Origin of the sequence: Streptomyces rapamycinicus NRRL 5491 (assembly GCF_024298965.1) — a bacterium.
In the GTDB taxonomy this organism is placed as follows: Bacteria; Actinomycetota; Actinomycetes; order Streptomycetales; family Streptomycetaceae; genus Streptomyces; species Streptomyces rapamycinicus.
Genome location: NZ_CP085193.1, coordinates 4,609,366 through 4,635,687, shown reverse-complemented (window position 1 = coordinate 4,635,687; position 26,322 = coordinate 4,609,366). Strand labels below are relative to the sequence as shown.

The window sequence follows — 26,322 nt, the reverse complement described above, 5'->3', positions numbered from 1 at the left end:
GGGCGGCGGGGGCGCATCCACGCCCCCGCCGCCCCACAGGTGTTACGCCACCCCCGGCCCCCGCACCCTGTTTCCGCTGCACCACATTTATTCATCGTCGTCGTCTCGGGGAAGGTCTGGTAGGGCCTTAACGCGCATGCCATTTCTGATTTTGCTGATGTGACGGTCGGAGTCAATTTTCCATCTCCGTCCTAGCGCGTCACGGAACTCCACCTCGACAGGTTGATCCCGAATCCTGAGCTGAACCATATAGTTCCCGGTTCCCGACCTGACAAGATCAATGTTGCGAGTCCTCTTTTCCCAGCTATCGCCGTGCCGCTCAACTTCGACCCGAGCTGTCCGGGCGAGTAAGGGCGCTGTGCCGACCATCAGCGACCTGTGCGGGCACATGAGAAATGCGCCGTCGGCCCTACTGGCGACGTGTGGCCGTGCGTTCTCGGCCGATTCCTGAATATCGGCAACGTGCGGGACGCTCCGCTTTCCAAAATCTGGGGCGATCGGCGCATGGCGGAAGTGTTGGCCGATATCCGGGTCGTGCATGGAAACGGCGCGGAGTCGTGCACTCCGCCTCAGTTCCTGCCCATGTGCGGCCCGTGCGGTCCGTGCGTTCCATCGGTCGGGCACTGTGACCCCAGGGAGGCAGACAGCGCGGCTACGATCGGCACACCGGCTTAACCTGCTGCGATCATCAGGAGCGCACACATGCACGATCATGGGGACGACTTCGGGGCGTGGGGATGGGAGAGCACCAGCAATGCCATACAGCGGACCGAAGATGAATGGGCCACTATTGCTCGCTACATTCGGCACGCAGCGAACAAGCTAGGCCCCCAACTTCCGCTGTGCCTGCCTGGTGAGCCCCAGGAATGCGGGCGGACCGCTCAACAGCATGTATTGGCGTGGGCCGCTCACCTCAAGGCTGTGGCTCATCACCTGATCGAACAGTCCACCCCCAGTGAGGCAAGGGGGGCGCATGCTGTCGGGCCCCTGTACCAGCGGCGGCTAGCCGAGCTTCGGGCACAGAGCGCCCCTGTGCACGTCCCGCGCTGACCAGTACGACCCCCAGAGCGGCCCCGTCTGCGCGTCTTATCCGTGACGTACGGGCGGGGCCTCCACACTCCGCTGCCCCAACGAAAGAGCCCCCAGCGCTTGCCGGGGGCTCCGTGGTGGATCGTCTGTCAGTGTCGGCCGCCGAGTTGCAGCCGATGGCCAGCAGGCGCGAGGCAGGCGGCTACGCCTGCCCGGGGGCGCGCACCGGGATGCTGGTGAAGGTCGGCTGAGAGGGTTCCTGCGGGCTGAAGAAGTCGTTCCCCTTGTCGTCCACCACGATGAACGCCGGGAAGTCCTCGACCTCGATCCTCCAGACCGCCTCCATGCCCAGCTCCTCGTACTCGAGGACCTCGACCTTCTTGATGCAGTCCTGGGCCAGCCGCGCCGCCGGGCCGCCGATCGAGCCCAGGTAGAAGCCGCCGTGCGCGGCGCAGGCGTCCGTGACCTGCTTGGAGCGGTTGCCCTTGGCCAGCATGACCTTCGAGCCGCCCGCTGCCTGGAACTGCTCGACGTACGCGTCCATCCGGCCCGCCGTCGTCGGCCCGAAGGAGCCGGAGGCATAGCCCTCGGGGGTCTTGGCCGGGCCCGCGTAGTAGACCGGGTGGTTCTTCAGGTACTCCGGCATCTCCTCGCCCGCGTCCAGCCGCTCCTTGATCTTCGCGTGGGCGATGTCCCGGGCGACCACCAGCGTGCCGGTCAGCGAGAGCCGGGTCTTGACCGGGTGCCTGGTCAGCTCGGCCAGCACCTCGTCCATCGGCCGGTCCAGGTCGACGGCGACCGCGTCCAGGTCCGGGCCCGCGCCCTTGACCAGCTCCTCGTCCGTCGTCTCCGGCAGGAAGCGGGCCGGGTCGGTCTCCAGCTGCTCCAGGAAGACGCCCTCCGGCGTGATCTTGGCGAGCGCCTGGCGGTCGGCGGAGCACGAGACCGCGATCGCGACCGGGCAGGAGGCGCCGTGTCGCGGCAGCCGTACGACCCGCACGTCATGGCAGAAGTACTTGCCGCCGAACTGCGCGCCGATCCCGATCTTCTGCGTCAGCTCGAAGACCCTCTCCTCCAGCTCCTTGTCGCGGAAGCCGTGCCCGGTCGGGGAGCCTTCGGTGGGCAGCTCGTCCAGGTAGTGCGCGGAGGCGTACTTCGCGGTCTTCAGCGCGTACTCGGCGCTGGTGCCGCCGACCACGATCGCCAGGTGGTACGGCGGGCACGCGGCCGTGCCCAGCGAGCGGATCTTCTGCTCCAGGAACTTCATCATCGATGCCTCGTTCAGCACCGCCTTCGTCTCCTGGTAGAGGAAGGACTTGTTGGCCGAGCCGCCGCCCTTGGCCATGAAGAGGAACTTGTAGGCGCCGCCGTCGGTCGCGTACAGCTCGATCTGGGCGGGCAGGTTGGAGCCGGTGTTCTTCTCCTCCCACATGGTCAGCGGGGCCATCTGGGAGTACCGCAGGTTGAGCTTGGTGTACGCGTCGTAGACACCGCGCGAGAGGGCCTCCTCGTCGCCGCCCCGCGTGAGCACGTTCTGCCCGCGCTTGCCCATGACGATCGCCGTGCCGGTGTCCTGGCACATCGGGAGCACCCCGGCGGCCGCGATGTTGGCGTTCTTCAGCAGGTCCAGCGCGACGAAGCGGTCGTTCGCGCTGGCGTCGGGGTCGTCGAGGATGCGGCGCAACTGGGCGAGGTGGGCGGGGCGCAGATAGTGCGAGATGTCGTGCATCGCCTCGGCCGCGAGCTTGCGCAGCGCCTCCGGCTCGACCTTCAGGAAGGTGCGCCCATCGGCCTCGAAGGTGCTCACACCGTCGGAGGTCACCAGACGGTACGGCGTGGTGTCCTCTCCCAGGGGGAGCAGATCCGAATAGGCAAACTCGGGCATCGCGGCCATTCCTCACTCGACAGGGCTTCGGCTGACTTCGTCGACAGCGCGTATAAGCCTAGAACGGGGCGGCGGGACGGAACCTGTGAGGTAAGGCTCAGTAGCCAGCGCGGGCGCTTGTGCCACCCGCACAGGGGGCTCCCGGTAGTAGGGGAAGGATCAGGGATCGTCCCCTAGTCGCGATCTATCGCGACTGGGTACGCTGAGCCCGTGGATGAGCAGCAGCCCGTGCCCCTGACCAAATCCGCCCCGGCTCCGGCGTCCGAGGCCGCGTCGGCCCCGGCGCCCGCTCCTGCCGCGCCCGCGGCCGCCGCGCCCGCGGCCGTCGCGGAGCTCCGCGCGTCCGACGCGGACCGCGACCGGATCGCGGACATCCTGCGGGAGGCCCTCGCCGAGGGGCGGCTCCAGCCGGAGGAGCACGCCGAGCGGATCGACGCGGTCTATCGCGCCAAGACCCTCGGCGAGCTGGAGCCCCTGGTGCGCGATCTGCCCGCCGCTCCCACCCGCGGGGCCGCCTCCGCTGACGCGCGCGACGCGGAGTCCGGGTGGCCGCGCTCCCTCCCCGAGTCGGAGAACCTGGTGGCGGTCTTCGGCGGTTCGACGCGCAAGGGCCGCTGGCGGGTCAGGCGCCGTACGAACGCCCTGGCGATCTTCGGCGGCGTCGAGATCGATCTGACCGAGGCGGTCTTCGAGCAGCAGGAGATCGTCATTCATGTCGTGGCCGCCTTCGGTGGTGTGGAGATCAAGGTCCCGGAGAACGTCTCGCTGCGCGGTTCGGGCGCGGGCATCCTGGGCGGTTTCGACGTCACGACGTACGAGGCGCAGGACCCCGACGCACCGGTGATTCACGTCACCGGGTTCGCCGTATTCGGCGGTGTGGAGGCCAAGCCCAAGCGGGGCAAGCGGCTGAAGAACCTGCGAGCATAAGCCCTGAAGAAGGGGTGTGCAGGGGGAAGTTCCGGGTGGGACAACGGTGTGCATAAGCGCGCGCACAGCGGGTAAGGCTTGGTGCATCGTCTCTCGTACGGCTGATGGGGGTGCTAACGGGGCCGTACACCTCGAGGCGGGCAAGGGTGACCACCGGAGCCGTCGTCAGGAGTAGACCGTGCTGCAACCGCATCAGCCCCTGCTGGAAGCCGCCGTGCCCCCGCAGCGCGTCCCCGCGCGGGATCAGGCCGGCCCCTGGCACTCGGAGGCGGTGTGCCGACGGGACGAGGCCGGGCTGTTCTTCGCTCCTTCCAAGGAGCCCACGGCTGCCAGGCTGTCGCGGGAGGAGGCCGCCAAGCGCGTCTGTGCGCGCTGCCCGGTCATGGTCGAGTGCCGGGAGCACGCACTGCTGCAGCCCGAGCCGTACGGAGTGTGGGGCGGGCTGACCGCGGCCGAGCGCCGGGTCGTGCTGGCCCGCCGTCGGCGCCGGGAGGCGGAGCTGCAGCGCGCGGTGCGGGTCGCCGCCGCCGGCTGAACTCTTCGGGACCTGGGCCGGGCACCGCCGGGAGGCGGGACCCGGCCCTTGTCATGCGGGGCCTGTCATACGGCGTCTGTCATGCGCGGCCTCTCATGCGCGGTCTCTCATGCGGGGCCGGTCATGCGGGGCCGGTCATGCGGGGTATCTCAGGCCGGGCCTCTCAGGCGGCATCGGCTGAACGCCGCCGTCGGCCGGACGCCGCCGTCACCTCGCTCAGCTCGGCCGTTCGAAGTCGACCGAGGCGTAGGCGCGCAGCTTGGCCAGCCGGTGGGTGGAGTCGATCTGCCGGATCGTCCCGGACTTGGACCGCATGACCAGCGACTGGGTGGTGGCGGTCTCCGCGCGGTACCGCACCCCGCGCAGCAGATCCCCGTCGGTGATGCCGGTCGCGACGAAGAACACATTGTCGCCGCTGACCAGGTCGTCCGTCTCCAGGACCTGGTCGAGGTCATGGCCCGCGTCGAGGGCGCGCTGCCGCTCCTCGTCGTCCTTGGGCCACAGCTTGGCCTGGATGGTGCCGCCGAGGCACTTGATCGCGCAGGCCGCGATGATGCCCTCCGGCGTACCGCCGACGCCCAGCAGCAGATCCACACCGGTGCTCTCGCGCGCGGCCATGATCGCGCCGGCCACATCGCCGTCGGAGATGAACTTGATCCGGGCGCCCGCCTCCCGGATCTCCTTGACGATGCCCTCGTGGCGGGGGCGGTCCAGGACCACCACGGTGACGTCCTCGGGGCTGGACTTCTTCGCCTTGGCGATCCGGCGGATGTTCACGCCGGGGGGCGCGGTGATGTCGACGAACTCGGCGGCGTCGGGGCCGGTGACCAGCTTGTCCATGTAGAAGACGGCCGACGGGTCGAACATGGTGCCGCGCTCGGCGACCGCGAGGACGGAGACGGCGTTGGCCATGCCCTTCGCGGTGAGCGTGGTGCCGTCCACCGGGTCCACGGCCACGTCGCACTCCGGGCCGGTGCCGTCGCCCACGCGCTCACCGTTGAAGAGCATCGGCGCCTCGTCCTTCTCCCCCTCTCCGATGACGACGACGCCGTTCATCGAGACGGTGTGCACGAGGGAGCGCATGGCCTTGACGGCGGCGCCGTCGGCGCCGTTCTTGTCGCCGCGGCCCACCCAGCGTCCGGAGGCCATGGCACCCGCCTCGGTGACCCGGACGAGTTCCAGGGCGAGGTTGCGATCGGGAGCCTCGGGGCTGACCTCTAGCTGGGACGGGAGATGATGCTCGGTCATCGGAGCGCACCTTTCTGTACGGCGACGGACCGTGAGGGCCCCTCCTCCCCGCAAGGGGGACACAGGAGGGTGAGGGTGTTCATGACTTTATCCGCTGATTGGCTAAGTGAGCAGATAGCCCCACGCATGAGCGCGGCACAGCCCCACGCATGAGCGCGGCCCTGTTGCGAGGTGCGGCGACCCGATGAGGGACGATAGGGGGCGTGGCAGGTATGCGTGGCAAAGAGACGGTCCGGGACATGGTGCTGTCGCTGGCGGCGATCGGCGTCGTCGCGGCGGCCATCTACCTCTTCGGTATCCCGCATGACGAGGGCCCCAAGGGCGCCGGGGTGAAGACGGTGGACTACCGCGTGGAGCTGGCCACGGCCCGCCGCGCCGCCCCGTACCCGGTGGCCGCCCCCGACCCCGGGACCCTGCCCAAGGGATGGCGCGCGACATCGGTGACCTACCGCCCGGCCGCCGCGCAGGACGGCGCGCTCTGGCACCTCGGCTTCCTCGACCAGAACGAGGAGTACATCGCGGTCGAGCAGAGCGACGGCAAGCCCGTGCCGTTCGTGGAGGAGGTCACCCAGCAGGCTCGGGAGACGAAGCGGACGCAGCGGATCGACGGCAAGGACTGGGTCCGCTACGACGGCGACAAGTACGACGCGCTGGTGCGCGAGGAGCCGGGCGTGACCACGGTGGTCACCGGGACGGCGTCGTACGGGCAGCTGACGAAGATGGCCGAGGCGCTGACCGAGAAGAAGGGCTGAGCGGAGGCGTGGGGCCCCTGGCCCGGACCGGTGGGCGGTCCGGGCCAGGGGCCCGTGGTCGGTCAAGCGCGACCGGGCGCGATCGAGCGGCCGATCAGGAGCGGCCGATCAGACCGTGGTGATGACGTCGCCGTAGTCCAGGCGGGGGCCACGGGGGAACCAGGCGTCCTCGCCCGGCTTGCCGATGTTGATGACCATCAGCGGGGTGTGGTCCTCGTCCAGGAACTCCTTCTGGACCCCGGCCGGGTCGAAGCCGGTCATCGGGCCGGCGGCGAGACCGGCGGCGCGGATGCCCAGGATGAAGTAACCGGCCTGCAGCGAGGCGTTGAGCGCCGCGGCCTGCTCACGGGAGGCACGCTCGGCGAAGAAGACGTCCTTGGCCTGCGGGAAGTGCGGGAAGAGCGCGGGCAGCTCCTCGTGGAACTCGTTGTCCGCGGCGAGGATCGCGACCAGCGGGGCGGTCGAGGTCTTGGGCTGGTTGCCCTCGGCCATGTGCTGGACCAGCCGCTCACGGGCCTCGGGCGAGCGGACCAGCACGATACGCAGCGGCGACTGGTTGAACGCGGTCGGCGCGTACTTGATCAGGTCGTAGATCGCCTGCACCTGCTCCTCGGTCACCGGCTCATCGGTGAAGGTGTTGGCAGTGCGGGCCTCGCGGAAGAGCAGATCCTGGGCGGCGGGGTCGAGAACGAGTGCCATGGAAGAAACCTCTGCATAAGCGGGGATATCGCTGACGGGCTCCACTCTACGATGCTTAGATTAATGTTCAACTAAAAAGTTGGCGTGGGGATGGGAAGGTGCTCCGAATCACAATGCGCCGCCCGACGCGAAGACCGGCCACGGCGGGCCGGCAGTGGCCGGGCGCGGCCGCCCTGGGAGAGCGCGGCCGGTCGCGACCGGCCGAGAGCGCTGGCTCCGGTGCCGCCGAGGGCGGCCGATTGAGGGCCGCCGGTGGACGGCGTGATCGCCTGGCGCCTATCGACGGCGGTCGAGGCCGACGCCGGTTGACCGATGCCGGTTGATCGATGCCGTTCGACGGCGAGCGCTGGACGGCGGCGGTCAGCGCCCGGCGGTGCTCTCCGCGTCCTCGGCGGACGGCGGACGGCGTGACCGAGTGCGGCGGCCGTCCGACGGTGGGGAACGCTGACAGCGGTCGTTCGGCGGCGGACGGTGGGTGGTCAGCCCTTCCCGGCGCTCTCCGCTTCCTCGGCGCCTTCGGCGGTCTCGTCCTCCGCCAGCGCCGCGTCCAGCCGGGCCCTCGCGCCCTCCAGCCAGTGGCGGCAGACCTTTGCCAGTTCCTCGCCGCGCTCCCACAGCGCCAGCGACTCCTCCAGGCTGGTGCCGCCCGCCTCCAGGCGGCGGACCACCTCGACCAGCTCGTCCCGTGCCTGCTCGTAGCCGAGCGTGGTCTCCGCCCGCGCGCCCTGCCCGGCCTGTCCGGCCCGTCCGTCCGTCTGCTCGTCCGGTCCGGTCTGCTCGTCCGTCTTCGCCATACCCCTCACCCTATTCAGCGGGTCCGACAGCGACCCGTACCCGGAACTCGCCGTCGGAGACCCGCGCCCGCAGCTCCTCGCCCTCCGCGACCTCCTCGGCCGCCCGCACCACCGAGCCGTCGGGGTGCTGGAGCACCGCATAGCCGCGGCGCAGCGTCGCGGCGGGGGAGAGTGCCACCACCCGTGCCTGGGTGTGGGTCAGCTCGGAGTCGGCCCGGTCCAGCAGATGGCCCAGGCAGCGGCGGGCGCGCTCCAGCGCCGCCGTGATCCGCTCCTCGCGCTCGTCGACCATGCGGTGCGGTTCCCGCATGGACGGCCGGGCCAGCGCGGCGGCCAGCCCGCGCTCCTCCCGGTCCAGCAGTCCGTGCACACTGCGCAGCGCCCGCTCCCGCAGCTGCTGGACGCGCATCAGCTCCTCGCCCACATCGGGCACGATCTTCTTCGCCGCGTCCGTGGGCGTGGAGGCGCGCAGGTCGGCGACCAGGTCGAGCAGCGGCGAGTCCGGCTCATGGCCGATCGCGGAGACCACCGGCGTACGGCACGCGGCCACCGCCCGGACCAGCTGCTCGTCCGAGAACGGCAGCAGGTCCTCCACACTGCCGCCGCCGCGCGCCACCACGATCACGTCCACTTCGGGCAGCGCGTCGAGCTCCTTGACGGCCTCGATCACCTGCGGCACCGCGTGCACCCCCTGCACGGCCACATTGCGCACCTCGAAGCGGACGGCGGGCCAGCGCAGCCGCGCGTTCTCCAGCACATCGCGCTCGGCGGCCGAGGCGCGGCCGCAGACCAGCCCTATCAGCTGTGGCAGAAACGGCAGCGGCTTCTTGCGGTCGGCGGCGAACAGCCCCTCCGCCGCCAGCCCCTTCTTCAACTGCTCGAGCCGCGCGAGCAGTTCGCCCACGCCCACCGGGCGGATCTCGGCGGCCCGCAGGGACAGCTGGCCCCGCGGCGCGTACCACTCCGGTTTGGCGTGCACCACGACCCGCGCGCCCTCGGTGACCGTGTCCGCGATCTTGTCGAAGACGGCGCGGAAGCAGGTGACGGTCAGCGAGATGTCGTAACTGGGGTCGCGCAGGGTCAGGAACACCACACCGGCGCCGGGGCGCCGGGACAGCTGGGTGATCTGCCCCTCGACCCAGATCGCGCCGAGCCGGTCGATCCAGCCCCCGATCAGCCGGGACACCTCGCCGACCGGGATCGGCGCCTCCGCGGACGTGTTGACAGCCATGACCGCGAGGGTATCGGCCACCACCGACAGCGGCGGCGGTCATCGCCTCCACCGAGGCGGTCCTCGTCCCCACCGAGGCGGTCATCGCCCCCACCAACCGGCGGACCCCGCGGGCATCGCCCCTACCATGGGGGCATGACTGCAACCTCCGCCCGCCGGGTCCTGCTCGCGGCCCCCCGTGGCTACTGTGCCGGTGTCGACCGTGCCGTGATCGCCGTCGAGAAGGCCCTGGAGCAGTACGGCGCGCCGATCTACGTGCGCAAGGAGATCGTCCACAACAAGTACGTCGTGCAGACCCTGGAGAAGAAGGGCGCCATCTTCGTCGACGAGACGGAGGAGGTGCCCGAGGGCTCCATCGTGATCTTCTCGGCGCACGGTGTCGCGCCGGTGGTCCACGAGGAGGCCGCCGCGCGCAAGCTGGCCACCGTCGACGCCACCTGTCCCCTGGTCACCAAGGTCCACAAGGAAGCAGTCCGGTTCGCCAAGGAGGACTACGACATCCTCCTGATCGGCCATGAAGGCCATGAAGAGGTCATCGGCACCAGCGGTGAGGCCCCCGAGCACATCACCCTGGTCGACGGCCCCGACGATGTGAAGAACGTCGAGGTGCGGGACGAGTCCAAGGTCGTCTGGCTCTCCCAGACCACCCTGTCGGTCGACGAGACCATGGAGACCGTGGACGCGCTCAAGGATCGCTTCCCGCGGCTCATCAGCCCGCCCAGCGATGACATCTGCTACGCCACGCAGAACCGGCAGACCGCCATCAAGCAGGTGGCCGCCGAGTCCGACCTGGTGATCGTGGTCGGCTCCAAGAACTCCTCCAACTCGGTGCGGCTGGTGGAGGTCGCCCTTGGCGCGGGCGCCAGGGCGGGCCATCTGGTCGACTACGCGAGCGAGATCGACGAGGCATGGCTGGAGGGCGTCACCACGGTCGGTGTGACCTCGGGCGCCTCCGTTCCTGACGTGCTCGTCGAGGGCGTCCTGGAGTGGCTGGCCGAGCGCGGCTTCGGCGATGTCGAGGTCGTCCAGCCCATGCAGGAGTCGCTGACCTTCTCGCTGCCCAAGGAGCTGCGCCGGGACCTGCGGGCCGAGGCCGCCGCGGCCTCCGGCGAGCCCGAGGCGTCGGCGGTCGCCGGTCGGCCCGAGGGGTCGCAGCGGTGACGTACGGCCAGGGGGCCACGGGGGCGTCCGCGGCGAAGGTGTTCGGCATCGACATCGGCGGTTCGGGCATCAAGGGCGCCCCGGTGGACCTGGACCGGGGTGAGCTCGCCGAAGAGCGCCATAAGGTGCTCACCCCGCATCCGTCCACGCCCGAGGCGGTCCTGGACGGTGTGGTGGAGGTCGTCCGGCATTTCGACTGGTCCGGGCGGCCGGTCGGGGTGACCTTCCCGGGCGTGGTGAAGGACGGTGTCACCCTTACCGCCGCGAATGTCGACAAGAGCTGGATCGGCACCGATCTGGCGTCGCGCCTCACCGAGCGGCTGGACTGCCCGGTCACGGTGTTGAACGACGCGGACGCGGCCGGGGTCGCGGAGGCGACGTTCGGCGCCGCCCGCGGCGTCAAGGGCACCGTGATCGTGCTCACCCTCGGCACCGGCATCGGCAGCGCGGTCTTCACCGACGGGCATCTGCTCACCAACACCGAGCTGGGCCATCTGGAGCTGGACGGCCACGAGGCGGAGAAGCGGGCCTCGACCAAGGTCAAGGACGACCACGACCTCAGCTGGTCGCACTGGGCGCGCCGGGTGCAGAAGTACCTCCATCACCTGGAGATGCTCTTCTCTCCCGAGCTCTTCGTGCTGGGCGGCGGGGTGAGCCGTAAGGCGGACAAGTTCCTGCCGCTGATCGAGGGCGTCAGGGCCGAGATCGTGCCGGCGCGGCTTCAGAACAACGCGGGGATCGTGGGTGCCGGGATGGCCGCGGCCGCTGCTGCCGGCGACGCCGGGTGACCAGCACGGCCCGCCGTACGAGCACGATCACCACGGTCAGCAGCGTTCCCGCGTAGAGCCAGCCGGCCTGCAGCGACAGCGCGGTGAACACCCCCACCGCCTGTCCGCTGAGCCCCGCCGAGCCCTCGTTGATCGGCAGCAGCCCGACCGTATAGGCCAGTGGCGCCGTCACCGGCGCCGCCAGCAGATCGGCCGGGCGCACCCACAGCCCGCAGGCCGCGCAGGCGGGCAGGAAGAGCACGCTGTAGACGGTGGGCGAGCCGGAGAGCAGCAGCGCGTCCAGGCAGCCGACGCCGAGCATGGCGAGCGTGGTCAGCAGCCCCGCGCCCAGCCCGGTCAGCCGGGGATCGGGGAGGGACAGCCCCCGGGCCCGCCGCAGGACGGCGGGCAGCGCCGCGGCCGCTCCGGACGGCCCCGTACGGCGTGCGGCGGGCCGCGGCGCCCGCGCGGCGCCGCTCGGCTGCCCCCGGCCCTGACCGGTGCTTCTGCCCCGTCCCGGATACGTGTCGTCCGCGGCCGGACGGGGCGGCGGTGCCGCCGCGCGGCGGGGCGTACGCGTGCTGTAATGCTCCACCCGACCAACGTAGGTCGCCGGAGGGCGAGAATCCGGTCTTGGACACGCCCTTCGCAGGACCTTGGCAGTGTGTTCGACCGATTGTCAGCCCGGCCGGGTGATCGAGGGCGGCCCCGTAGACTGGTGGACCGGCCCCGGCTCCACCGGGGCCCGTCATCGGTCCTCACATCCCCGCCACGGGAAGCTACGGGAAGTCGTCAACGTGTCGCTCACGATCGGAATCGTCGGTCTGCCGAATGTCGGCAAGTCGACCCTGTTCAACGCCCTCACCAAGAACGACGTGCTGGCGGCCAACTACCCGTTCGCCACCATCGAGCCCAACGTCGGCGTGGTCGGCGTGCCCGACCCCCGCCTGGACAAGCTCGCCGAGATCTTCGGCTCGGCCCGCAAGCTGCCCGCCACCGTCGACTTCGTCGACATCGCGGGCATCGTCAAGGGCGCCTCGGAGGGCGAGGGCCTGGGCAACAAGTTCCTGGCGAACATCCGTGAGTCGGACGCCATCTGCCAGGTCATCCGCGCCTTCAAGGACGAGAACGTCGTCCACGTCGACGGCAAGATCTCGCCGAAGAGCGACATCGAGACGATCAACACCGAGCTGATCCTCGCCGACCTCCAGACCATCGAGAAGGTGCTGCCGCGCCTGGTCAAGGAGGCCCGGATCAAGAAGGACAAGCAGCCCCAGGTCAAGGCCATCGAGGAGGCCAAGGCCATCCTCGACGAGGGCCGCACCCTCTTCTCCGCCGGCATCGTCCAGGGCGGCGAGCGCGCCGCCCTCCTCCACGAGCTGCACCTGCTCACCACCAAGCCCTTCCTCTACGTCTTCAACGTCGACGAGGAGGAGCTCACCGACGACTCCTTCAAGGCCGAGCAGCGCGCCCTCGTCGCCCCCGCCGAGGCGATCTTCCTCAACGCCAAGCTGGAGGCCGACCTCGCCGAGCTCGACGAGGACGAGGCCCTCGAGCTCCTCCAGTCCGTAGGCCAGGACGAACCCGGCCTCGCCACCCTCGCCCACGTCGGCTTCAACACCCTGGGCCTCCAGACCTACCTCACCGCCGGCCCCAAGGAGTCCCGCGCCTGGACCATCAAGAAGGGCGCCACGGCCCCGGAGGCGGCCGGTGTCATCCACACCGACTTCCAGAAGGGCTTCATCAAGGCCGAGGTCATCTCCTACCAGGACCTGGTCGAGACGGGCTCCGTCGCCGAGGCCCGCGCGGCCGGCAAGGCGCGCATGGAGGGCAAGGAGTATGTGATGCGGGACGGGGACGTGGTGGAGTTCCGCTTCAATGTGTAGATGCGATTCCACCACGTTGCGGCTGTCAAATATGCAAGCCACAAAGGTCCGGCTCATTGGAGTCGGACCCTTGGCTCTTTCCCGTGCCGGGATGTGCTGGAGGTCTGGCGTGGTATCACCTCGCCCCCTGATCCGGTTTCCCGCCGACCCGTCTGTGCCGTCAGCGGGGCTGGTTCGCTTCTAGCGGCGACAAGCATGTCCGGCTACCAAGGACCGAGAGTTCGAGTGGCGACATAATGGCTCACGGTACCGCGTCCCGTGCATGGAGAGCGCCGTTCTCGACGTCGTCGACATGGATGATGGCGTCCGGAATATCTTTGAAGTGCATGAGAGCCCTGACGGATACCTTGTAACTCCGTCCCACCCTCGCCACAGGGAGGGGGAACTGGCCTGTCCTGATGAGTCGATGTGCGGCCGATTCTGCGATCCCCATGACGCCTGCAGCTTCTGAGAGTCCGATGTGCCGGGGGTAGAGATCTGAACTGTAGTAGTAGAGGTTTGGGTTGGAGATCAGGGATCGCGACCGCGAAGTCTTCACGGCCTGACCGGCCGACCCTGAACGGTGACCGGAGCGGATTTCGTCATGAAAGCTATGCACGGCGTCAAAGCAACCCCACCTCTGGAGCATCGCACCGGCTCGCTCGCCCCTGATCTGTTCTGCGACATCCGCGTCTCGGATATCGTCAACATCGATAATCGACGACGCCCTCGGTTTGCAGTCCTGAGCAGTGGGTTCCTGCCAGGATAATGCTTCGATGTCGTCCATCGGACGCTCTGAAGAAGTGGCCTTCCCCTGTCGGAAGGCCGCATCGAAGGCCGCTTTCACCATTCGATCCCGCACATTGCGCGGAGCAACACCTGTGGCAGTATCTTTCCATGCCTCCAGTGCGGTTGCCACCATATCCGACCGGATTTCTTCGCAATCGACTCGGAAATCGCGGGATACCCTCGCGGACACTGAGCGCAAGCTGGGAATGATGCAGTCGAGAATGACCAGTCGCCACGTGCAGTCACCGTCCAGGTCGGACAGCCTTCCCATGGCTATCAGGGATTCCCATAGACGGGAGCTTGAAGCTGGCTGGACTCCCGCTCGGACCGCCTCGGTGTGAAACTTCGGATAACTGGGGTGCCGCTTGAGCTCGCACTCCATGGCATTTCCCACATGTACGCAAACCGGCTCTCCGTCGAAGATCTTCTGAACGTTCCATTCAATTTGATCGAAGACATCTGCCATGATCTGTTCCCCAAATTTCGGTGACCAGCCGTGCCCAATTATGGCCGATCGGGGGGAATTCTAACGCCCTCCCCTGTCGGCTCACTCAATCGTGTAAGGAATGTTTGTTACTGGGCTTCCTGTTCGTTCCTGTCCATGCGAGTATCGGTCGGATTCGCGCTTCAGCTGTCCCGTCGGCGGAGCCGGGCTCGCCACCTGATACAGCCATAGGCAGCGCCTGAGCGCGCTTCCAGAAAACCTGCGGGAGAGTCCCTATCCCGGTCGATTCATCCTGCTGACACGCATCCTGGCCCGGGGACCGAGGGCATGTGCGCAGGACATGGGCGCGCTGCTGACGGAGCTGCGGGCGCTCCTGGATCTGGGCTTCCGGGATACGGCGGCTGTGTTCGAACCGATCGCTGGAGCGAGCTCCACCCGCTATCCCGACCTACATATTGCCTGTGGCTGAGTGGTGCGGGCTCTGAGCGGAGGGCGAATCCTGCCGCGAGGACCCCCAGCGAGAGTCTCTTGACAACTTGTCCAGGGCGTGGTGCAGACGGATGGGTGTCGAGTACCGCCTTGTCCACCTGGTCATGGACGACGAGATCATCGTCCCTCGCGGCGTGGTGCTGTCACTGGCCGGGATGGCGCGCCCATGGTCGATGCGTCGGCCGCACTCAGAGTCCGGCCTGGAGCATGGCGAACCGGACCGGCTCTTCGAGGACGCAGCGGGCACTTGCCTCATCCACGGTGCGTGTGGCCAGCGTCGCCTCGGCGAGCCTGGCGGGCAGCGCCTCGGCGAACTTGAGGCCGCGCACAGCACGCCCGTCGATCTCGGGAAGGCTCAGGCCGCCTTCTGCCTGGGCCATGGCCCTTGCCCACTCCTCGCGCGTGAGGTCGTCCCGCAGCCGGATCCAGTGGGCGTGGGTGCGCCGGTGGGGTGCCACAGCGGGCAGCAGGGTGGCGGCGAGCGTGGCGTTCGCGCGGTGGCCGGCCCAGGTCCACCACCGGACGTCCCCATCGGGGCGTCGGACGATGACGGTACCTCCGGGATGCACCGTGTTCACGTGCGCCTCCCTGGCCTGAGCGAGGCGTGCCGAGGCCCGCCCGGTGAGGCGCACGGGCGGGTTCTCTCCGAGGAGTACGTCGCGTGTGGCGCGGGTCAGCTCGAAGGAGAGGATCCGCTCGGTGCCGAAGCCTGCCCACCGGGCCCGTCCTCCCTCGTCGACCGGGGCGACAAAGCAGCGGCGACGGCTGAAGTCGATGTGGGTGACCTGCCAGCTCCGTCCGGCCAGCAGGAGCCTGCGAGGACCCTGGACCTCCTCGGTGAGCAGGTCGGGGTCGGTACGGCCGATCTCGCTGCGGCCGTTGAGGACGGTGAACTCGGGCGGGGCCGTGAAGACGGCCGTGAGGTTCATGAAATGGCGGTGCCCGTAGCGGTGTTCGGCCTCCGGGCCGATGAACAGAAGGCCCGAGTCCTGGTCGAGGTAACCCTGTTCGACCAGATGCCGGACGACAGGCGCGGCTCCGGGGCCGAAGGGGCCGGTACCGCCCCACCACTGCTGCCACATGTGCTCGCCGACCTGATGTTCCTGGAGGCACAGGGCCAACAGTTGCTGGGCGACGAGATGGCGGGGCTCGGGGGGCGGGGTGACAGGCTCCACCCAGTTACGTGACCACTGCAGCAGCAGGGCCGCCGACGCGAGGAGCCCTTCGTCGTCCAATGCGAGGAAGAGGCAGTTTCGGCTGCTGCCGGGGCGGCGACCGGTGCGGCCCAGTCGCTGGAGGAAGGCGGCGACGGTGCGGGGCGCGTCAAGCTGGATGACCCGGTCCAGGTCACCCACGTCGATGCCCAGTTCCAGGGTGCTGGTCGAGACGATCACACAGTCCCGCGCCTCGGCGAACGCTGATTCAGCCCGTCTGCGTTCGTCCACGGAGAGCGAGGCGTGGGAGAGGAAGGTCGTGACGCCGCGCAGGCGTAGCTGCTCGCCCAGCTCCTCGACGGTGCGCCGGCTCTCGCAGAAGACGAGACGCTTCTCGCCGCGGTGGAGAGCGGCGATGACGATAGCGGCGTTGGCGACCGAACCGACGTAGTCGAGTTCGATCTCTCCGGGTGGTTGCGTGGCCCCCGCCGACGGAGGCAGCGGCCGCGCATCGGGAGCGATGACGCGGCCGGGCCGTCGGCCGTGCCCGGAGCCCTGGAGCCAGTCCAGCAGCTCGGTGGGGTTTCCGATGGTCGCGGACAGGCCGACGCGCTGGAGGGGACGGCCCGCGACGCGCGCCAGGCGTTCGAGGACTGCCAGCAGGTGCCAGCCGCGGTCGTCGCCGGCGAAGGCGTGAACCTCGTCGATGACGACCGAGTGCAGGCCGCTGAAGAAGGCGCGATGGTCGACATGCGTGCTGACCAGCATGGACTCCAGGGACTCGGGTGTGGTCAGCAGGATGTCGGGGCGTTCGACGAGCAGTCGGCGGCGGCGCGAGGTGGTGACGTCACCGTGCCACAGGCCCGTGCTGCGGCCCAGCCAGCCCGCGTACGTTTCCAGGCGCGGGTGCAGGTTGTTGAGGAGGGCCTTGAGCGGGCACACGTACAGCACGCTGGTGCCCTTCCAACCGCGCCGATTCATCCGGGTCAGCAAGGGGAAGACGGCCGCTTCGGTCTTGCCGCCCGCGGTGGGGGCCAGCAGTACGGCGTCCTCACCGGCGAGGAGTGGGGCGACGGCCTCGGTCTGCAGGGGACGCAGGGTGTGCCAGCCGAGCGCGTTGACGACGTGGTGTCCGAGGACGGGGTCGAGCAGATCGAAGGCGTCGGGCACGCGTGGCCCGCCTCCCTCCTCGGACGCCCGGTCGCTCACGGCAGGTCCAGGGGGATGTCCGCCGCGCTGCTCGCCGCGTTGCGCTCGGTGTCGCTGAGTTCGGCCGTGTGCAGGGTCAGGGAGTAGTGCCTGCGGGGGTCGAAGTCCTCGAACTCGTCGATGCGGTCCAGGACATCGGCGACCAGTTTGCGCAGATACAGGCGTGGCGCGATGCCGACCTTCCCGCCGAGCGCACCGGTGACGGCACGGGCCAGCTCGTCGAGGTAGGCGTCGTCCGCGAGCGCGGCGAGCCGCGCGGGATGACGGGCGTCGGCCGCGAAGATGTCGCGCACCTTGCGCCCCAGTTCGCCAAGGGAGGCGAGGTCGAAGCCCGGCAGCCGCAGCTGCACCGCCCGCGGGGAGTCGAACCGCGGGTCGGTGGTGAAGTCGGTGGCGAGGCGCTGGGCGAGGGGCGCCAGGCGCTGTACGCCCTGCTGACCGTCGTAGAAGGCGGGGGTGCCGGTGATGACGAGGAACAGGCCGGGGAAGCGTCCGGTGTCGATCTCGTCGAGGAGCTGGCGCAGCGCGTTGAGGGACTTTTCCCGGACGTCGCCGCGCACCCGTTGCAGGGTCTCCACCTCGTCCAGGACGAGCAGGAGTCCGGGGTGCCCGCAGTCCCGCAACACGGTCAGCAGGCCCTGGAGGAAGCCGAGGGCGGCGAAGTGGTCGAGGTCGCCGCGGATTCCGGCGGCGCGCTTGGCGGCGGCGGCCACCGACTTCTGCCCGCCGAGCCAGGCGATCAGGGCTTCGGCGAGGGCACCGTCACCGGCCGCCACGGCCCGCCGGTATCCGCGCAGCGCTGCCGAGAAGGCGGGCGTCGTGCGGGCGACCGAGGCCAGCCGCTGCTCCAGGAGCACGTCGACGGCGGCTGCCAGCGCCTCCTCGTCGTCGTCCGCCACATCGCCTCCGGCCAGCGCCTCCTCCTCCAGGGCGTAGAACCAGGAGTCGACGACAGCGCGCAGTGCGGACGGCTGATGGGTGGCGGTGGTGAGCCGTTCGGTGAGTCTGCGGTAGACGGTCTCCAGCCGGTGCAGCGGGGTCTCGGTCTCCGAGATCTGGACCTCGCTGACGGCAAGTCCGCGCCGTTTGGCCCGCTCGGCGAGCCAGCGGGCGAAGAAGGTCTTGCCGGAGCCGTACTCACCGCGCAGGGCGTGGAAGGCGGCACCGCCACGGGCGACGGTGGCCAGGTCGTCGTCGAGCGCGCCCTCGAAGCGCTCCAGCCCGACGGCGAACAGGCCGAGCCCCGCCCGCGGGACGGTGCCGCGCCGCAGCGCGTCGACGACGTCGCGGCGGCGCGCGGCGCTGATGTCGAGGGCGGGCCCGGTCATGCGTTGCCTTCCGACGGCAGGAACTGCTGGCTGAGCAGGGCGCGGTCGAGCTGCACGGTGCGGCCCGACTCGACCAGCTGGAGCACGGGGTAACCGTCGATGTTGAGCAGCCGCTCCAGCATCGTGGCGAAGCGCGCGGGGTTGCGCTGCGACTTGCCGGTGGCGGCCTGGGCCGCCGCGGCGACCGCTCCGGGCGACAGCTTCCCGCCCGCCGCGTCCAGGGCGTCGAGCGCCGCCTCGACGGCCTTGTCGGATGGCGCGGCGCGGACGAACTCGCGCTGCGTCCGGTACGGGGCGCTGCGCACCGTCCGCTGCCCGAGGGTGAGCCGGCCGGACGCCGTGGAACGGCGGGCGGGCCGAGCCTTCGGCTCCTCGACGCGGGCGGGCGGTTCCGGCGTGTTCTGGGCCACCACCCCGGGCGCGGTGCCGGATTCCTTCCACCAGGCGGGCTCGGCCGACTCGGGCGGCAGCAGCACCCAGCCCGGCGGCACGGTGCCTCCGGACGGCACCAGGGTGATCACGGGAACGGTGACCTCGGCGAGTGAGGCACCGCCGTGGTATCCGGCCTGCCGCGCGGTGTAGCGCAGGTCGTCACGCCAGGCGGCGGTGATGCGCCGGCCGTCGGTCAGTACGCGCGGACCGGCCAGGGCGACTTCCCCGTCACCGGGGTCCCCGGTGCGCCAGCGGGCGCCGCGCACCCCGGTGACCTCGGCGGGCTGGTGTCCGCGCTCGGTGCGGTCGACGATGTGGCCGTGGTCGGAGACGAGCACGACCGGACGCCCGTAGTCGCGGGCGGCGTTGAGCAGATCGGGCAGTTTCCCGATGTCGGCCAGGCCCCAGCGGCCGCTGGTTCCCTCCCGGCCGTCGGCCAGCGCGTCGTCGATGGTGTTGACGACGACGGCGACGATGTCGTCGGAGGCGAGGGCCTGCACGAGTTCGGGGGCGAGCCGGTGACCGGGCGGGCCCTCGTAGCCCCCCTTGTGGAAGAGGTGAGCGTCGCGGCGCCGCTTGCGCCAGAAGGTGGCGAAGCCGGTGCGCTCGGCGGACTGGCCGCCCTCGGAGGGCCGGCCGCTCAGCAGGGACGCCCGGCTGACACGGGTGACCGACGGCAGTATGGACACCGCTGCCTGCCGCACCGGCAGGGTGCCCTTCGCCGCGGCCGGCACGATCTCGGTCCACGCCCTGCGGTCCAGTTCTCCGGCGATGCGGACGGCGACGTCCGCGCTCATCCCGTCCAGGACGAGGATCAGCGGACGGCCGCCGCCCTGGGCGAGCGGGGCCGCCGTCCGGGCGAGGACGTCCTCGATGAGCAGCGCACCGCCGTTCGCCTGCTGGCAGGCGGTCTCGGACCAGGAGGAGAGCAGACCGGCGAAACGGGCGTCGAGGACGGCGCGGCGCTCCCGCGCCGCTCCTATCAGCCGCCGGTACGCCTCGCCGACGGCCGCGTCACGGGAGGCGTCTCCCTCCGCGAGGACACCGATGGCCAGGTCGGCCCAGCCCGAGGAGGCCAGGTGTTCCCGCACGCCCTGAGCGACGGTCGCGGGAGACGGGGGGTCGGTGGCGAGCCAGCGCGTCAGGCGGACGGCGGTACGGGCGGTCTCGGTGGACTCGGCGTGGAGCAGGGCGAGCTGATGTGCTTCCAAGTCGTGCAGGGCGGCCTCGGCGAGTAGTGCGGTCGCGTCCTCGCCGCGGTCGCCGAGGCAGGTGGCCAGGGCCCGCAGCCGCCCCAGGTAGCCCGACGGAAGCAGCCGGTCGCCGCGGACCAGATCGGTGAGGCGCGCGTCGGCGGCGAGCTGGTCGGCGCGTTCGAGGACGGCCACCACCCGGGAACGGGCCGCGCCGGCCGGTGCGGTGGGGCCCTCGGCCTGCGCGATCCAGCGGGTGAGAACGCCCGTGGCGGCGTCGGCGAAGGCCCGCAGTGTGTCGAAGGAGGCGAGGGCCGGACCGAACAGGGTGCCCAGGGCGAAGCCCGCGGCCTCCGACGACGGTGAGCTCAGGGCGGCCGAGGCGAGCACGCCCAGCGGCAGCGCGTCACTGCCCCGCCCCTCGGCGGCCAGGGTGAGGAGTGTGGGAGCGGCGGGCCCGATGGTCCGGGCCAGCCAGGTCTCCAGACCGCGCTGTTCCTCCCTGGGCAGGGCGGCGTAGAGCGAGGGCCCGGCCGGGGTGCGGGTCCAGGCGAACAGTGCGTCGGCGTCGAGGTCCAGGGTGTCGGACGCGGGATCGCCGAGCCCGAGGCGCGCACCGAGCAGGGCGCGTACGGCCCGGTCGCGGGTGAGGACGGCACCGACCCGGGGCCAGCCGTCGAGCGGCTCGGCCTGGAGCAGCGCGTCGAGCAGCCAGTGCTCGCCCAGCATGCGCGGGTCGAGGTCGGCGGCCCCGAAAAGCTGGGCGACGATCTCGGCGCGGTCGACGGGCAGCGGATACCTGCGCACCGCGTGGGCCCGCAGGTCCAGGCCGAGCTGGTCGGACGGGACGGTGCCGGTGATGACGAGGACGCTGTCGTCGTCCCCCGCGCCGCCCGCGAGGTGGCGGTGCCAGGCATCGGTGACGCCGAGCGGGGAGCGCTGGTCGGTGACGACGACGCGGCGGTGCCCGCCGTCGACCGCGACGGTGAACTCGGTGTCCTTCTCCTCGGGATCCCATACCGCGTCGACCAGGACGAGCCGGCGGTCGGGCGCGTGCCTCAGCTCGGTCTGGAGCAGCACCTCGACGGCGCGTCGGCCTGCGACGGGACGGGTGATCGTCACCGGCTCTCACCGTCCGGCTCGGCACGCCAGGAGATCTCCACCGGAGTGTCCGGGTGCAGGGCCCGGAATGCCTCGACCTCCTCGCGTACGGCGCTGAGGTCGGCGTGGAGCGCGGCCGGGCCGGGGGCGATGACCCGGCGGGCGGCCCGCGGCGGACGGGGCCCGTCGGCGCCGGTCCCCGAGCCCTCGGGCTCCCAGGACAGCGGCTGCTGCTCGCCCCGCACCGGCCCCGCGGGGTCCGAGGAGATCGGCGGGGCGCCGTGCTCGGACAGCGTGACCTGCCCGGCGTCCGTCACCGGGTCCGGCTCGGCAGCGGGCTCGTCGGGAGCGGGCCGCTCCAGCCGGAGGGCGGAGTCCACCAGGGCGTGCCCCAGCTCGCGGACCTCGCCGAGCACGGGGATCAGGGACCGCCGGAACTCGGGGGTGCGCGCCGCCTCGCCGATCCGGTCCATGAGCCGCTGTGCGCGGTCGCCGATGCTGTCGTCGCGGCCGGTGAGCCCGTGCACGCTGGTCAGCAGCCGCCAGTTGGTGCCGTCCAGGGCCGCCAGCACGTCGGCGGCGCTGTCCATCGCGTGGGACAGCTCCCGGGCGGGCGTGTCGTACGAGACGGAGGCCAGCTCGCACACCAGCCCGGTGGCATCGTCGGTGTGGCGCACCAGGCGGGCCAGCAGGGCGGCGGCCTCCCGCAGGATACGGCCGCGCTCGGTCGTGCCCTCCCCGTCGAGCCCGAGCAGGGCGGCGTGCCGCTTGAGCACGGTGCGCACGTCGCCCACGCTCTTCTCGTACGCGGTCGCCCTGGCCAGGACGTCGGTGGCGAGCCGGTTGACGTTCCGGGCGAACAGGCCGGGCTTGGCGGTGACGCCGAACAGCTGGCCGGCGCGGTCCCGGGCGGTGGCGTACTCCTCCTCGGTGGGCAGCTGCTGGGCCCGCAGCTTCCAGCCCAGGCCGATCTCGGACAGCGGGGGAGGCGTGGTCTCGGTGCCGGAGTACAGCACCCAGGAGCGGTCGTCGAACAGGGCGTAGGCGGCGATGAGCAGACTGGAGACGTGCTTGTCGAGGCCGCGCAGGCCGAGGTCGTCCCTGATCCAGTTGCGGATGTCCTCGACCGCGAGTTCGCCGTGCTCGCCGTGTGCGGAGGCGGCCTGGTTGATCCGCGTGCGCAACTGGTCGCCGCGCACGACGAGCGGACCGTCGTGGACGGTGCCCAGCTCCAGTGCCTCGACGACGCGCTTGACGGCCCGCAGCTCCTTTGTGTCGACCTCGGCCCGGCCGCCTTCGTCCACGGCACGGATGAGCCACTTCAGGGCCGCGGCGAGGTCGGCCGGGGTGACCGCGCGGGGCGTGGTGCCCGGTCCCGGGCCGAAGTCGGGGTGCTTGTCGTAGAGGGCCGAGAACATGCCGTCGGCGAGCTGCGCCACCGCCAGGTCGAACGGCTTGCTGCCCTCCGGCTGCGGGCGCGGGAACTCGGGCTGGAGGGACAGCACATGCCGCCCGTCGGCCACCTCGGCGCCCCGCGTGCCGTCCTTGGCCTCGGCGAGCCCGTACACCTCACGCAGCGACTCGACCAGGGTGCGGGTGAGATTGTCGCGGGCATGCTCCAGGCTGCGGCGGGCCTTGAGGCGGTCGTCCGGCGGGAAGGTGCGGGTGTAGTCCGACAACCGGTCGCGTTCCAGCAGGAAGTTGATCCTCATCAGGCGGCCCAGCTGGGCCTTGCGCTGCTCGGAGAAGTGGTCGCACAGCCAGACCAGCACGGGGGCGCCGGGATGCGACGCGCGCAGGCCGGCGACGCGCCGGTAGGCGTCGTCGGGGGAGCGGCCCGGTTCCTCGTCGAAGGGGCAGTCGAGGATGATCCGCAGGTTGCCCGCGGTGGCCGGTTCGAATGCCTCGTCCGCGACACTGCGCGCGTTGCGGACCTCGCCGAACACGAACTCCACCGTGCGCTCGGAGCCGCGCCACACGATCTTCTTCTCGTCGAGGAGCTGCCCCTGCCGGCCGGTGAGGCCCAGCTCCTCCCACAGCCGCTCGCGCAGCCAGGCGCGCCGCGCACCGCCCTTGTCCTCGCCGACGACGGCGTCGAGGATCGGCTCGACGTCGAGGTCGGACAGGTGGAGGGAGAAAACCGGGTCGTCGGTGCCCTCGGAGCGCAGCTCGCCCGGGAAGGCGCCCTGCAGCGCCCGCATCCGCTCGATGACCTTCTCCCGCACGGGCACGGCCCGTGAGCGCAGCGAGCCGTGGTTGAGGGCGGCGAGCCGGCCGGCGGTCAGGCGGCGCAGCGCGGGCACGTCGGGCGCGAGGGCGGCGAGCAGCAGCGTCTTGACGTAGCGCTCGTCGGCGAGGAAGTCGGGGTGATCGGCACGCCCGTACCTGTTCAGCAGGTAGCGGCGGGCCTTGGCGTAGAAGCGGCGGGCGGTCTCCGACTCCTGCTGGAGCTTGGCGGTGAACGCGGTGCTGGTGGCGTCGACGAGGACGTCCCACAGGTCGCCGAGCGGGATCAGCCGGCCGACCTCGGCGTCGGCGTTCCGCTCCAGCAGCTGCTGGACCAGCTTGAGGCCGGTGCGTTCACGCTGGAGCGCCCCGGACAGGGCCACGAGGACGTTCAGCAGGGCGGGGGAGAGCGGGTAGACGGCCCGGAAGTCCTCCCAGTCGGCGCCGGTGGCACCCTCCCCGTCGAGGAGCACGTCCTTGACGAGCTGGCCCGCCTTGTCGATCCCGGTGAACGCGGCCTCCAGCACCCGCTCCTGCCCGGGGAGCGGCCTGAGGACCCGCTCCTTGATGATCTCGGGGAGGTTGCGGTCCTCCAGATCGACGACGGTGACGCGCTCCTTGAGGTACTCCAGGGCCTGCTGGAGGTTCTCCACGTCCGAGCCGAGGATGTCGGAGCCCATGAGCTGGGACAGGTCGCGCTGGCGGGAGATGAACGAGAGGATCGGCACCGGCCGGTCGGGGTTGCTGGACTCGATCAGCTTGCTGAGCTTCTGGATCTCGTCGTTGATGAACGTCCGGTTGGACATCCTGGCCTGGAGCCACAGCACCAGCTCGTCGAGGAACAGCACCACGCCGTCGTAGCCGAGCGACCGGGCGTGCTTGCTCATCTCGCTGAGCCCGTCGTCCAGCGTCACATACGCGGCCGCGTCACCGCTGACCGTGTCCGCGTAGTGCTTGTTCGGCCCGTTGAACAGGGCCGTCAGCAGCTGGTCGCGCTGCGGGTCGCCGGCGGGCGCGCGGAACGCGGCGTCGAGGGCCGCGCTCGTCCAGCCGACGGCGGGGACGGCGCCGATGGGCGGGAGCTCCCCGTCCTCGTCGTCCTCGTCGTGCTCCCCGTCCTCGTCGTCCGCGGCGGCGGCCCGCGGGGCGACGGGCGCGGGCAGCAGTCCGATGAACGCCTCGTCGCCGATCTTCGCGCGCAGCTCACGCGCGTCGGCGAGCAGCGAGTCGGCCCGGAACACCAGGGGCGTCGGCGCCTCGGGCCGCTCCCGGCGCACGGCCTTCACATAGCCGCCGAGCAGCGCCGACTCCAGGCTGGCGGCGCCCACCAGGTGGTAGGGCACCATCAGGAACTTCCTGCCGGGCAGCCAGTCGGCGTGCTCGGTGACCACCTCCCGCAGCCGCGTCTTGCTCTCGACGGCCGGATCCCCGTTGAGCACGGCGTGCAGCACGGTCAGGAAGTGGCTCTTACCGGCGCCGAAGGAACCGTGCAGGTACGCGGCGTGCGAGGCGTTCTTGCGCAGGGCACTGCCGACCAGCTTCAGGGCCTTGCGGAACTCGCCCTGGAGCTGCGGTGTGACGACGTAGTCGTCGATCGACCCGGCGGCATCGCCGGTGAACCCCTCGGACAGGGCGATCTTGAAGTCTCCGGAGAGAACGTCCTCCTTGATGTCGAGGACATCCCTCAGTACGACCCCGCTGCCTCGCGCCATCAGCCGCTTCCGCTCCCCACAGCATCGTCACGCCCGGCTGCCGCGGCCGGGCCCTCGGCGGGCACCGGCCCGCGCACACCACGAATGTCCATCCTGCCAGGGGTGGGGGCGCCGGTGGGAGGGCCGGGGGAATCGGTGTCATGTGCCGCTCGCTGTCCGTGACAGCGGATTGAACGGTGACCGGGTGACGTGGGGGAGGCAAGCACTCAGCGCCCTCGCTCGGCATGGCTCAGTACTTCGCGATACTCGTGAGTCCATTCGGCCCCCTGTTGATCTTCTGGAAGATCACCCAATCCAGATGAAAGGAAGTCGGCAGCCATCTGATTTTCGCCTAGCTCCCAATAAACCATGCCGATGTTCATTTGAAAGAACGGCGGCTTGTACCAGTAAAGGGAGCGAGGCGGTTCAATTTCCTTCTGGATGAGCGTAGTTGCATCCTCCAGCAGGCCAAGTGCTTCCTTCTTTTCATTCATTGAGGAGTGCCCTTGGGCCGCCTGGAGCAGATCAAAGCAGCGCTGAGCGGGATGCGATCCTGGGGTGTGCAGTGCGGCCATGGCGTTCCGCACGACGCCCCGACTCCTGCCCTGCTGGCGAGCCACATACCCCTTAAAGCTGACCGCGATAGCGGCAGTTACAGGGTCGCCTGCCTCATCGGCAATTTCCTCTGCCCGCGAAAGGAGATCAATCGCGCGCTCATCCCTGCGAACCGCGGCATGGAGCCATCCTGTGTATTGCATCCACTCGGCAGCGGTGGCAAGGAAGGCGTCGCGGTGTTTTCCTCTCGCGTTTCGTGCCAGCTCTCTGATCGTGCCAATTTGTCCGCGCATTGCGGGAAGTACTGATCGCGGTCCGATGACGTCTTCCAATTTCCTTTGGGCCCACAAGCAATCAGTAAATACCTTAACCGTTCCTGCGTCTATGCGTGACGGGTTCTTCATGGATCTCGCCACGCGTGCGACGCTTTCCTCGTTGGTGGCAGCGGCGAGTGCGACTAGCTTCCCCTCGGCACCGACCAACCTGTCGATGGATTTAGCGAGTTGCGCCGACGGCAGCTGTTTTCCGGTGAGGGTTCGTGACAGGTAAGCAGGGTCATAGTTCATCGCACGGGCAGCCGCGCGCAGACTTATGCCTCGCTCGTGCAGTGCTTGCGCTGCCGCTTCAGCGAACGTTCTATCGGTCATGCGTCGCCCCGCTCCATGCCAACTGGGCCTGATGACTAACAACTCTAGTCAACACTCAATGCGGGCCAACTGCCCAAGATCCCGGCAAGGATGACAAGACCCCCGCAACCGCGCTGCGAGCGGCCCGGGGGCATGGCCCACCAGCTGTAAAGGAGCTGATGAACATGAGC

At 70.2% G+C, this 26,322-nt stretch carries 19 protein-coding genes; 7 read left to right on the top strand and 12 right to left on the bottom strand.

The features are described 5' to 3' along the window. Positions 1 to 378: 378 nt before the first annotated feature. Complete coding sequence (locus tag LIV37_RS18970) at positions 379 to 675, top strand: SPASM domain-containing protein (protein WP_309471153.1); 297 nt, start codon at positions 379 to 381, stop codon at positions 673 to 675. A gap of 556 nt (positions 676 to 1,231) precedes the next feature. Here LIV37_RS18970 and LIV37_RS18965 read toward each other — a convergent pair. Beyond that, positions 1,232 to 2,923 carry a fumarate hydratase gene (locus LIV37_RS18965; protein WP_121824764.1) on the bottom strand — a complete coding sequence of 564 codons (1,692 nt, stop codon included), beginning with the start codon at positions 2,921 to 2,923 and terminating at the stop codon, positions 1,232 to 1,234. 219 nt (positions 2,924 to 3,142) lie between these two features. On the opposite strand from LIV37_RS18965, the gene LIV37_RS18960 reads away from it, so the two are divergent. Together LIV37_RS18960 and LIV37_RS18955 are read left to right on the top strand one after the other, a co-directional pair. After that, positions 3,143 to 3,841 (top strand): DUF1707 SHOCT-like domain-containing protein, encoded by a 699-nt coding sequence (locus LIV37_RS18960; protein ID WP_373920777.1) that lies wholly within the window; start codon positions 3,143 to 3,145, stop codon positions 3,839 to 3,841. Between the two features lie 178 nt (positions 3,842 to 4,019). Next, positions 4,020 to 4,376, top strand: a complete 357-nt coding sequence (locus LIV37_RS18955) for a WhiB family transcriptional regulator (RefSeq protein ID WP_020868722.1) — start codon at positions 4,020 to 4,022, stop codon at positions 4,374 to 4,376. A gap of 216 nt (positions 4,377 to 4,592) precedes the next feature. On the opposite strand, the gene glpX is transcribed toward LIV37_RS18955, so the two are convergent. Continuing rightward, complete coding sequence (gene glpX, locus LIV37_RS18950; RefSeq protein ID WP_020868721.1) at positions 4,593 to 5,624, bottom strand: class II fructose-bisphosphatase; 1,032 nt, start codon at positions 5,622 to 5,624, stop codon at positions 4,593 to 4,595. Positions 5,625 to 5,836: 212 nt separating this feature from the next. On the opposite strand from glpX, the gene LIV37_RS18945 reads away from it, so the two are divergent. Then, on the top strand, positions 5,837 to 6,376 hold the full coding sequence (locus tag LIV37_RS18945; RefSeq protein ID WP_020868720.1) for a DUF4245 domain-containing protein: 540 nt from the start codon (positions 5,837 to 5,839) through the stop codon (positions 6,374 to 6,376). A gap of 108 nt (positions 6,377 to 6,484) precedes the next feature. On the opposite strand, the gene LIV37_RS18940 is transcribed toward LIV37_RS18945, so the two are convergent. The 3 genes from LIV37_RS18940 to xseA all read right to left on the bottom strand — a co-directional run bounded on the left by LIV37_RS18940 (position 6,485) and on the right by xseA (position 9,100). Beyond that, positions 6,485 to 7,075 carry a malonic semialdehyde reductase gene (locus LIV37_RS18940; RefSeq protein ID WP_020868719.1) on the bottom strand — a complete coding sequence of 197 codons (591 nt, stop codon included), beginning with the start codon at positions 7,073 to 7,075 and terminating at the stop codon, positions 6,485 to 6,487. A gap of 479 nt (positions 7,076 to 7,554) precedes the next feature. Beyond that, complete coding sequence (locus LIV37_RS18935) at positions 7,555 to 7,869, bottom strand: exodeoxyribonuclease VII small subunit (RefSeq protein WP_020868718.1); 315 nt, start codon at positions 7,867 to 7,869, stop codon at positions 7,555 to 7,557. A 10-nt stretch (positions 7,870 to 7,879) separates the two neighbouring features. Beyond that, the gene (gene xseA, locus LIV37_RS18930) at positions 7,880 to 9,100 is read right to left on the bottom strand and encodes an exodeoxyribonuclease VII large subunit (protein WP_121825381.1); all 1,221 of its coding nucleotides are present in this window, start codon (positions 9,098 to 9,100) and stop codon (positions 7,880 to 7,882) included. Positions 9,101 to 9,235: 135 nt separating this feature from the next. On the opposite strand from xseA, the gene LIV37_RS18925 reads away from it, so the two are divergent. Further along, on the top strand, positions 9,236 to 10,261 hold the full coding sequence (locus LIV37_RS18925; protein WP_020868716.1) for a 4-hydroxy-3-methylbut-2-enyl diphosphate reductase: 1,026 nt from the start codon (positions 9,236 to 9,238) through the stop codon (positions 10,259 to 10,261). Then, positions 10,258 to 11,049 (top strand): polyphosphate--glucose phosphotransferase, encoded by a 792-nt coding sequence (gene ppgK / locus LIV37_RS18920; RefSeq protein ID WP_020868715.1) that lies wholly within the window; start codon positions 10,258 to 10,260, stop codon positions 11,047 to 11,049. Before LIV37_RS18925 ends, ppgK begins: the two co-directional genes overlap by 4 nt. Here the strand turns inward: ppgK and LIV37_RS18915 are convergent. Then, positions 10,955 to 11,623 carry a DUF6542 domain-containing protein gene (locus LIV37_RS18915; RefSeq protein ID WP_158634902.1) on the bottom strand — a complete coding sequence of 223 codons (669 nt, stop codon included), beginning with the start codon at positions 11,621 to 11,623 and terminating at the stop codon, positions 10,955 to 10,957. The genes ppgK and LIV37_RS18915 overlap by 95 nt on opposite strands. Before the next feature lie 202 nt (positions 11,624 to 11,825). On the opposite strand from LIV37_RS18915, the gene ychF reads away from it, so the two are divergent. Next, entirely contained in the window at positions 11,826 to 12,914 is a 1,089-nt protein-coding gene (gene ychF, locus LIV37_RS18910; protein WP_020868714.1) for a redox-regulated ATPase YchF, read from the top strand. Between the two features lie 241 nt (positions 12,915 to 13,155). On the opposite strand, the gene LIV37_RS18905 is transcribed toward ychF, so the two are convergent. The 6 genes from LIV37_RS18905 to LIV37_RS18880 form a co-directional block, all read right to left on the bottom strand. Continuing rightward, positions 13,156 to 14,148, bottom strand: a complete 993-nt coding sequence (locus LIV37_RS18905) for a MerR family transcriptional regulator (RefSeq protein WP_148717829.1) — start codon at positions 14,146 to 14,148, stop codon at positions 13,156 to 13,158. A 656-nt stretch (positions 14,149 to 14,804) separates the two neighbouring features. Next, the gene (locus tag LIV37_RS18900) at positions 14,805 to 16,940 is read right to left on the bottom strand and encodes a DEAD/DEAH box helicase (RefSeq protein WP_020868712.1); all 2,136 of its coding nucleotides are present in this window, start codon (positions 16,938 to 16,940) and stop codon (positions 14,805 to 14,807) included. A gap of 35 nt (positions 16,941 to 16,975) precedes the next feature. Continuing rightward, positions 16,976 to 18,307: a BREX system ATP-binding protein BrxD gene (brxD, locus tag LIV37_RS18895; RefSeq protein WP_020868711.1), complete on the bottom strand. Its 1,332-nt coding sequence runs from the start codon at positions 18,305 to 18,307 to the stop codon at positions 16,976 to 16,978. Beyond that, positions 18,304 to 21,054 carry a BREX-2 system phosphatase PglZ gene (gene pglZ / locus LIV37_RS18890; protein WP_020868710.1) on the bottom strand — a complete coding sequence of 917 codons (2,751 nt, stop codon included), beginning with the start codon at positions 21,052 to 21,054 and terminating at the stop codon, positions 18,304 to 18,306. Before pglZ ends, brxD begins: the two co-directional genes overlap by 4 nt. After that, on the bottom strand, positions 21,051 to 24,971 hold the full coding sequence (locus LIV37_RS18885; protein WP_020868709.1) for a BREX-2 system ATPase PglY family protein: 3,921 nt from the start codon (positions 24,969 to 24,971) through the stop codon (positions 21,051 to 21,053). Before LIV37_RS18885 ends, pglZ begins: the two co-directional genes overlap by 4 nt. A 206-nt stretch (positions 24,972 to 25,177) precedes the next feature. Further along, a complete protein-coding gene (locus tag LIV37_RS18880; RefSeq protein ID WP_121824767.1) occupies positions 25,178 to 26,152 on the bottom strand; it encodes a helix-turn-helix domain-containing protein in 975 nt (324 codons plus the stop codon). Positions 26,153 to 26,322 lie beyond the last annotated feature (170 nt).

Coding starts and splice junctions, on each gene's coding strand:
- LIV37_RS18965 (WP_121824764.1), bottom strand. CDS start 2,923: ATGGCCGCGATGCCCGAGTTTGCCTATTCGGATCTGCTCCCCCTGGGA.
- glpX (WP_020868721.1), bottom strand. CDS start 5,624: ATGACCGAGCATCATCTCCCGTCCCAGCTAGAGGTCAGCCCCGAGGCT.
- LIV37_RS18945 (WP_020868720.1), top strand. CDS start 5,837: ATGCGTGGCAAAGAGACGGTCCGGGACATGGTGCTGTCGCTGGCGGCG.
- LIV37_RS18940 (WP_020868719.1), bottom strand. CDS start 7,075: ATGGCACTCGTTCTCGACCCCGCCGCCCAGGATCTGCTCTTCCGCGAG.
- LIV37_RS18935 (WP_020868718.1), bottom strand. CDS start 7,869: ATGGCGAAGACGGACGAGCAGACCGGACCGGACGAGCAGACGGACGGA.
- xseA (WP_121825381.1), bottom strand. CDS start 9,100: ATGGCTGTCAACACGTCCGCGGAGGCGCCGATCCCGGTCGGCGAGGTG.
- LIV37_RS18925 (WP_020868716.1), top strand. CDS start 9,236: ATGACTGCAACCTCCGCCCGCCGGGTCCTGCTCGCGGCCCCCCGTGGC.
- LIV37_RS18905 (WP_148717829.1), bottom strand. CDS start 14,148: ATGGCAGATGTCTTCGATCAAATTGAATGGAACGTTCAGAAGATCTTC.
- brxD (WP_020868711.1), bottom strand. CDS start 18,307: ATGACCGGGCCCGCCCTCGACATCAGCGCCGCGCGCCGCCGCGACGTC.
- LIV37_RS18885 (WP_020868709.1), bottom strand. CDS start 24,971: ATGGCGCGAGGCAGCGGGGTCGTACTGAGGGATGTCCTCGACATCAAG.
- LIV37_RS18880 (WP_121824767.1), bottom strand. CDS start 26,152: ATGACCGATAGAACGTTCGCTGAAGCGGCAGCGCAAGCACTGCACGAG.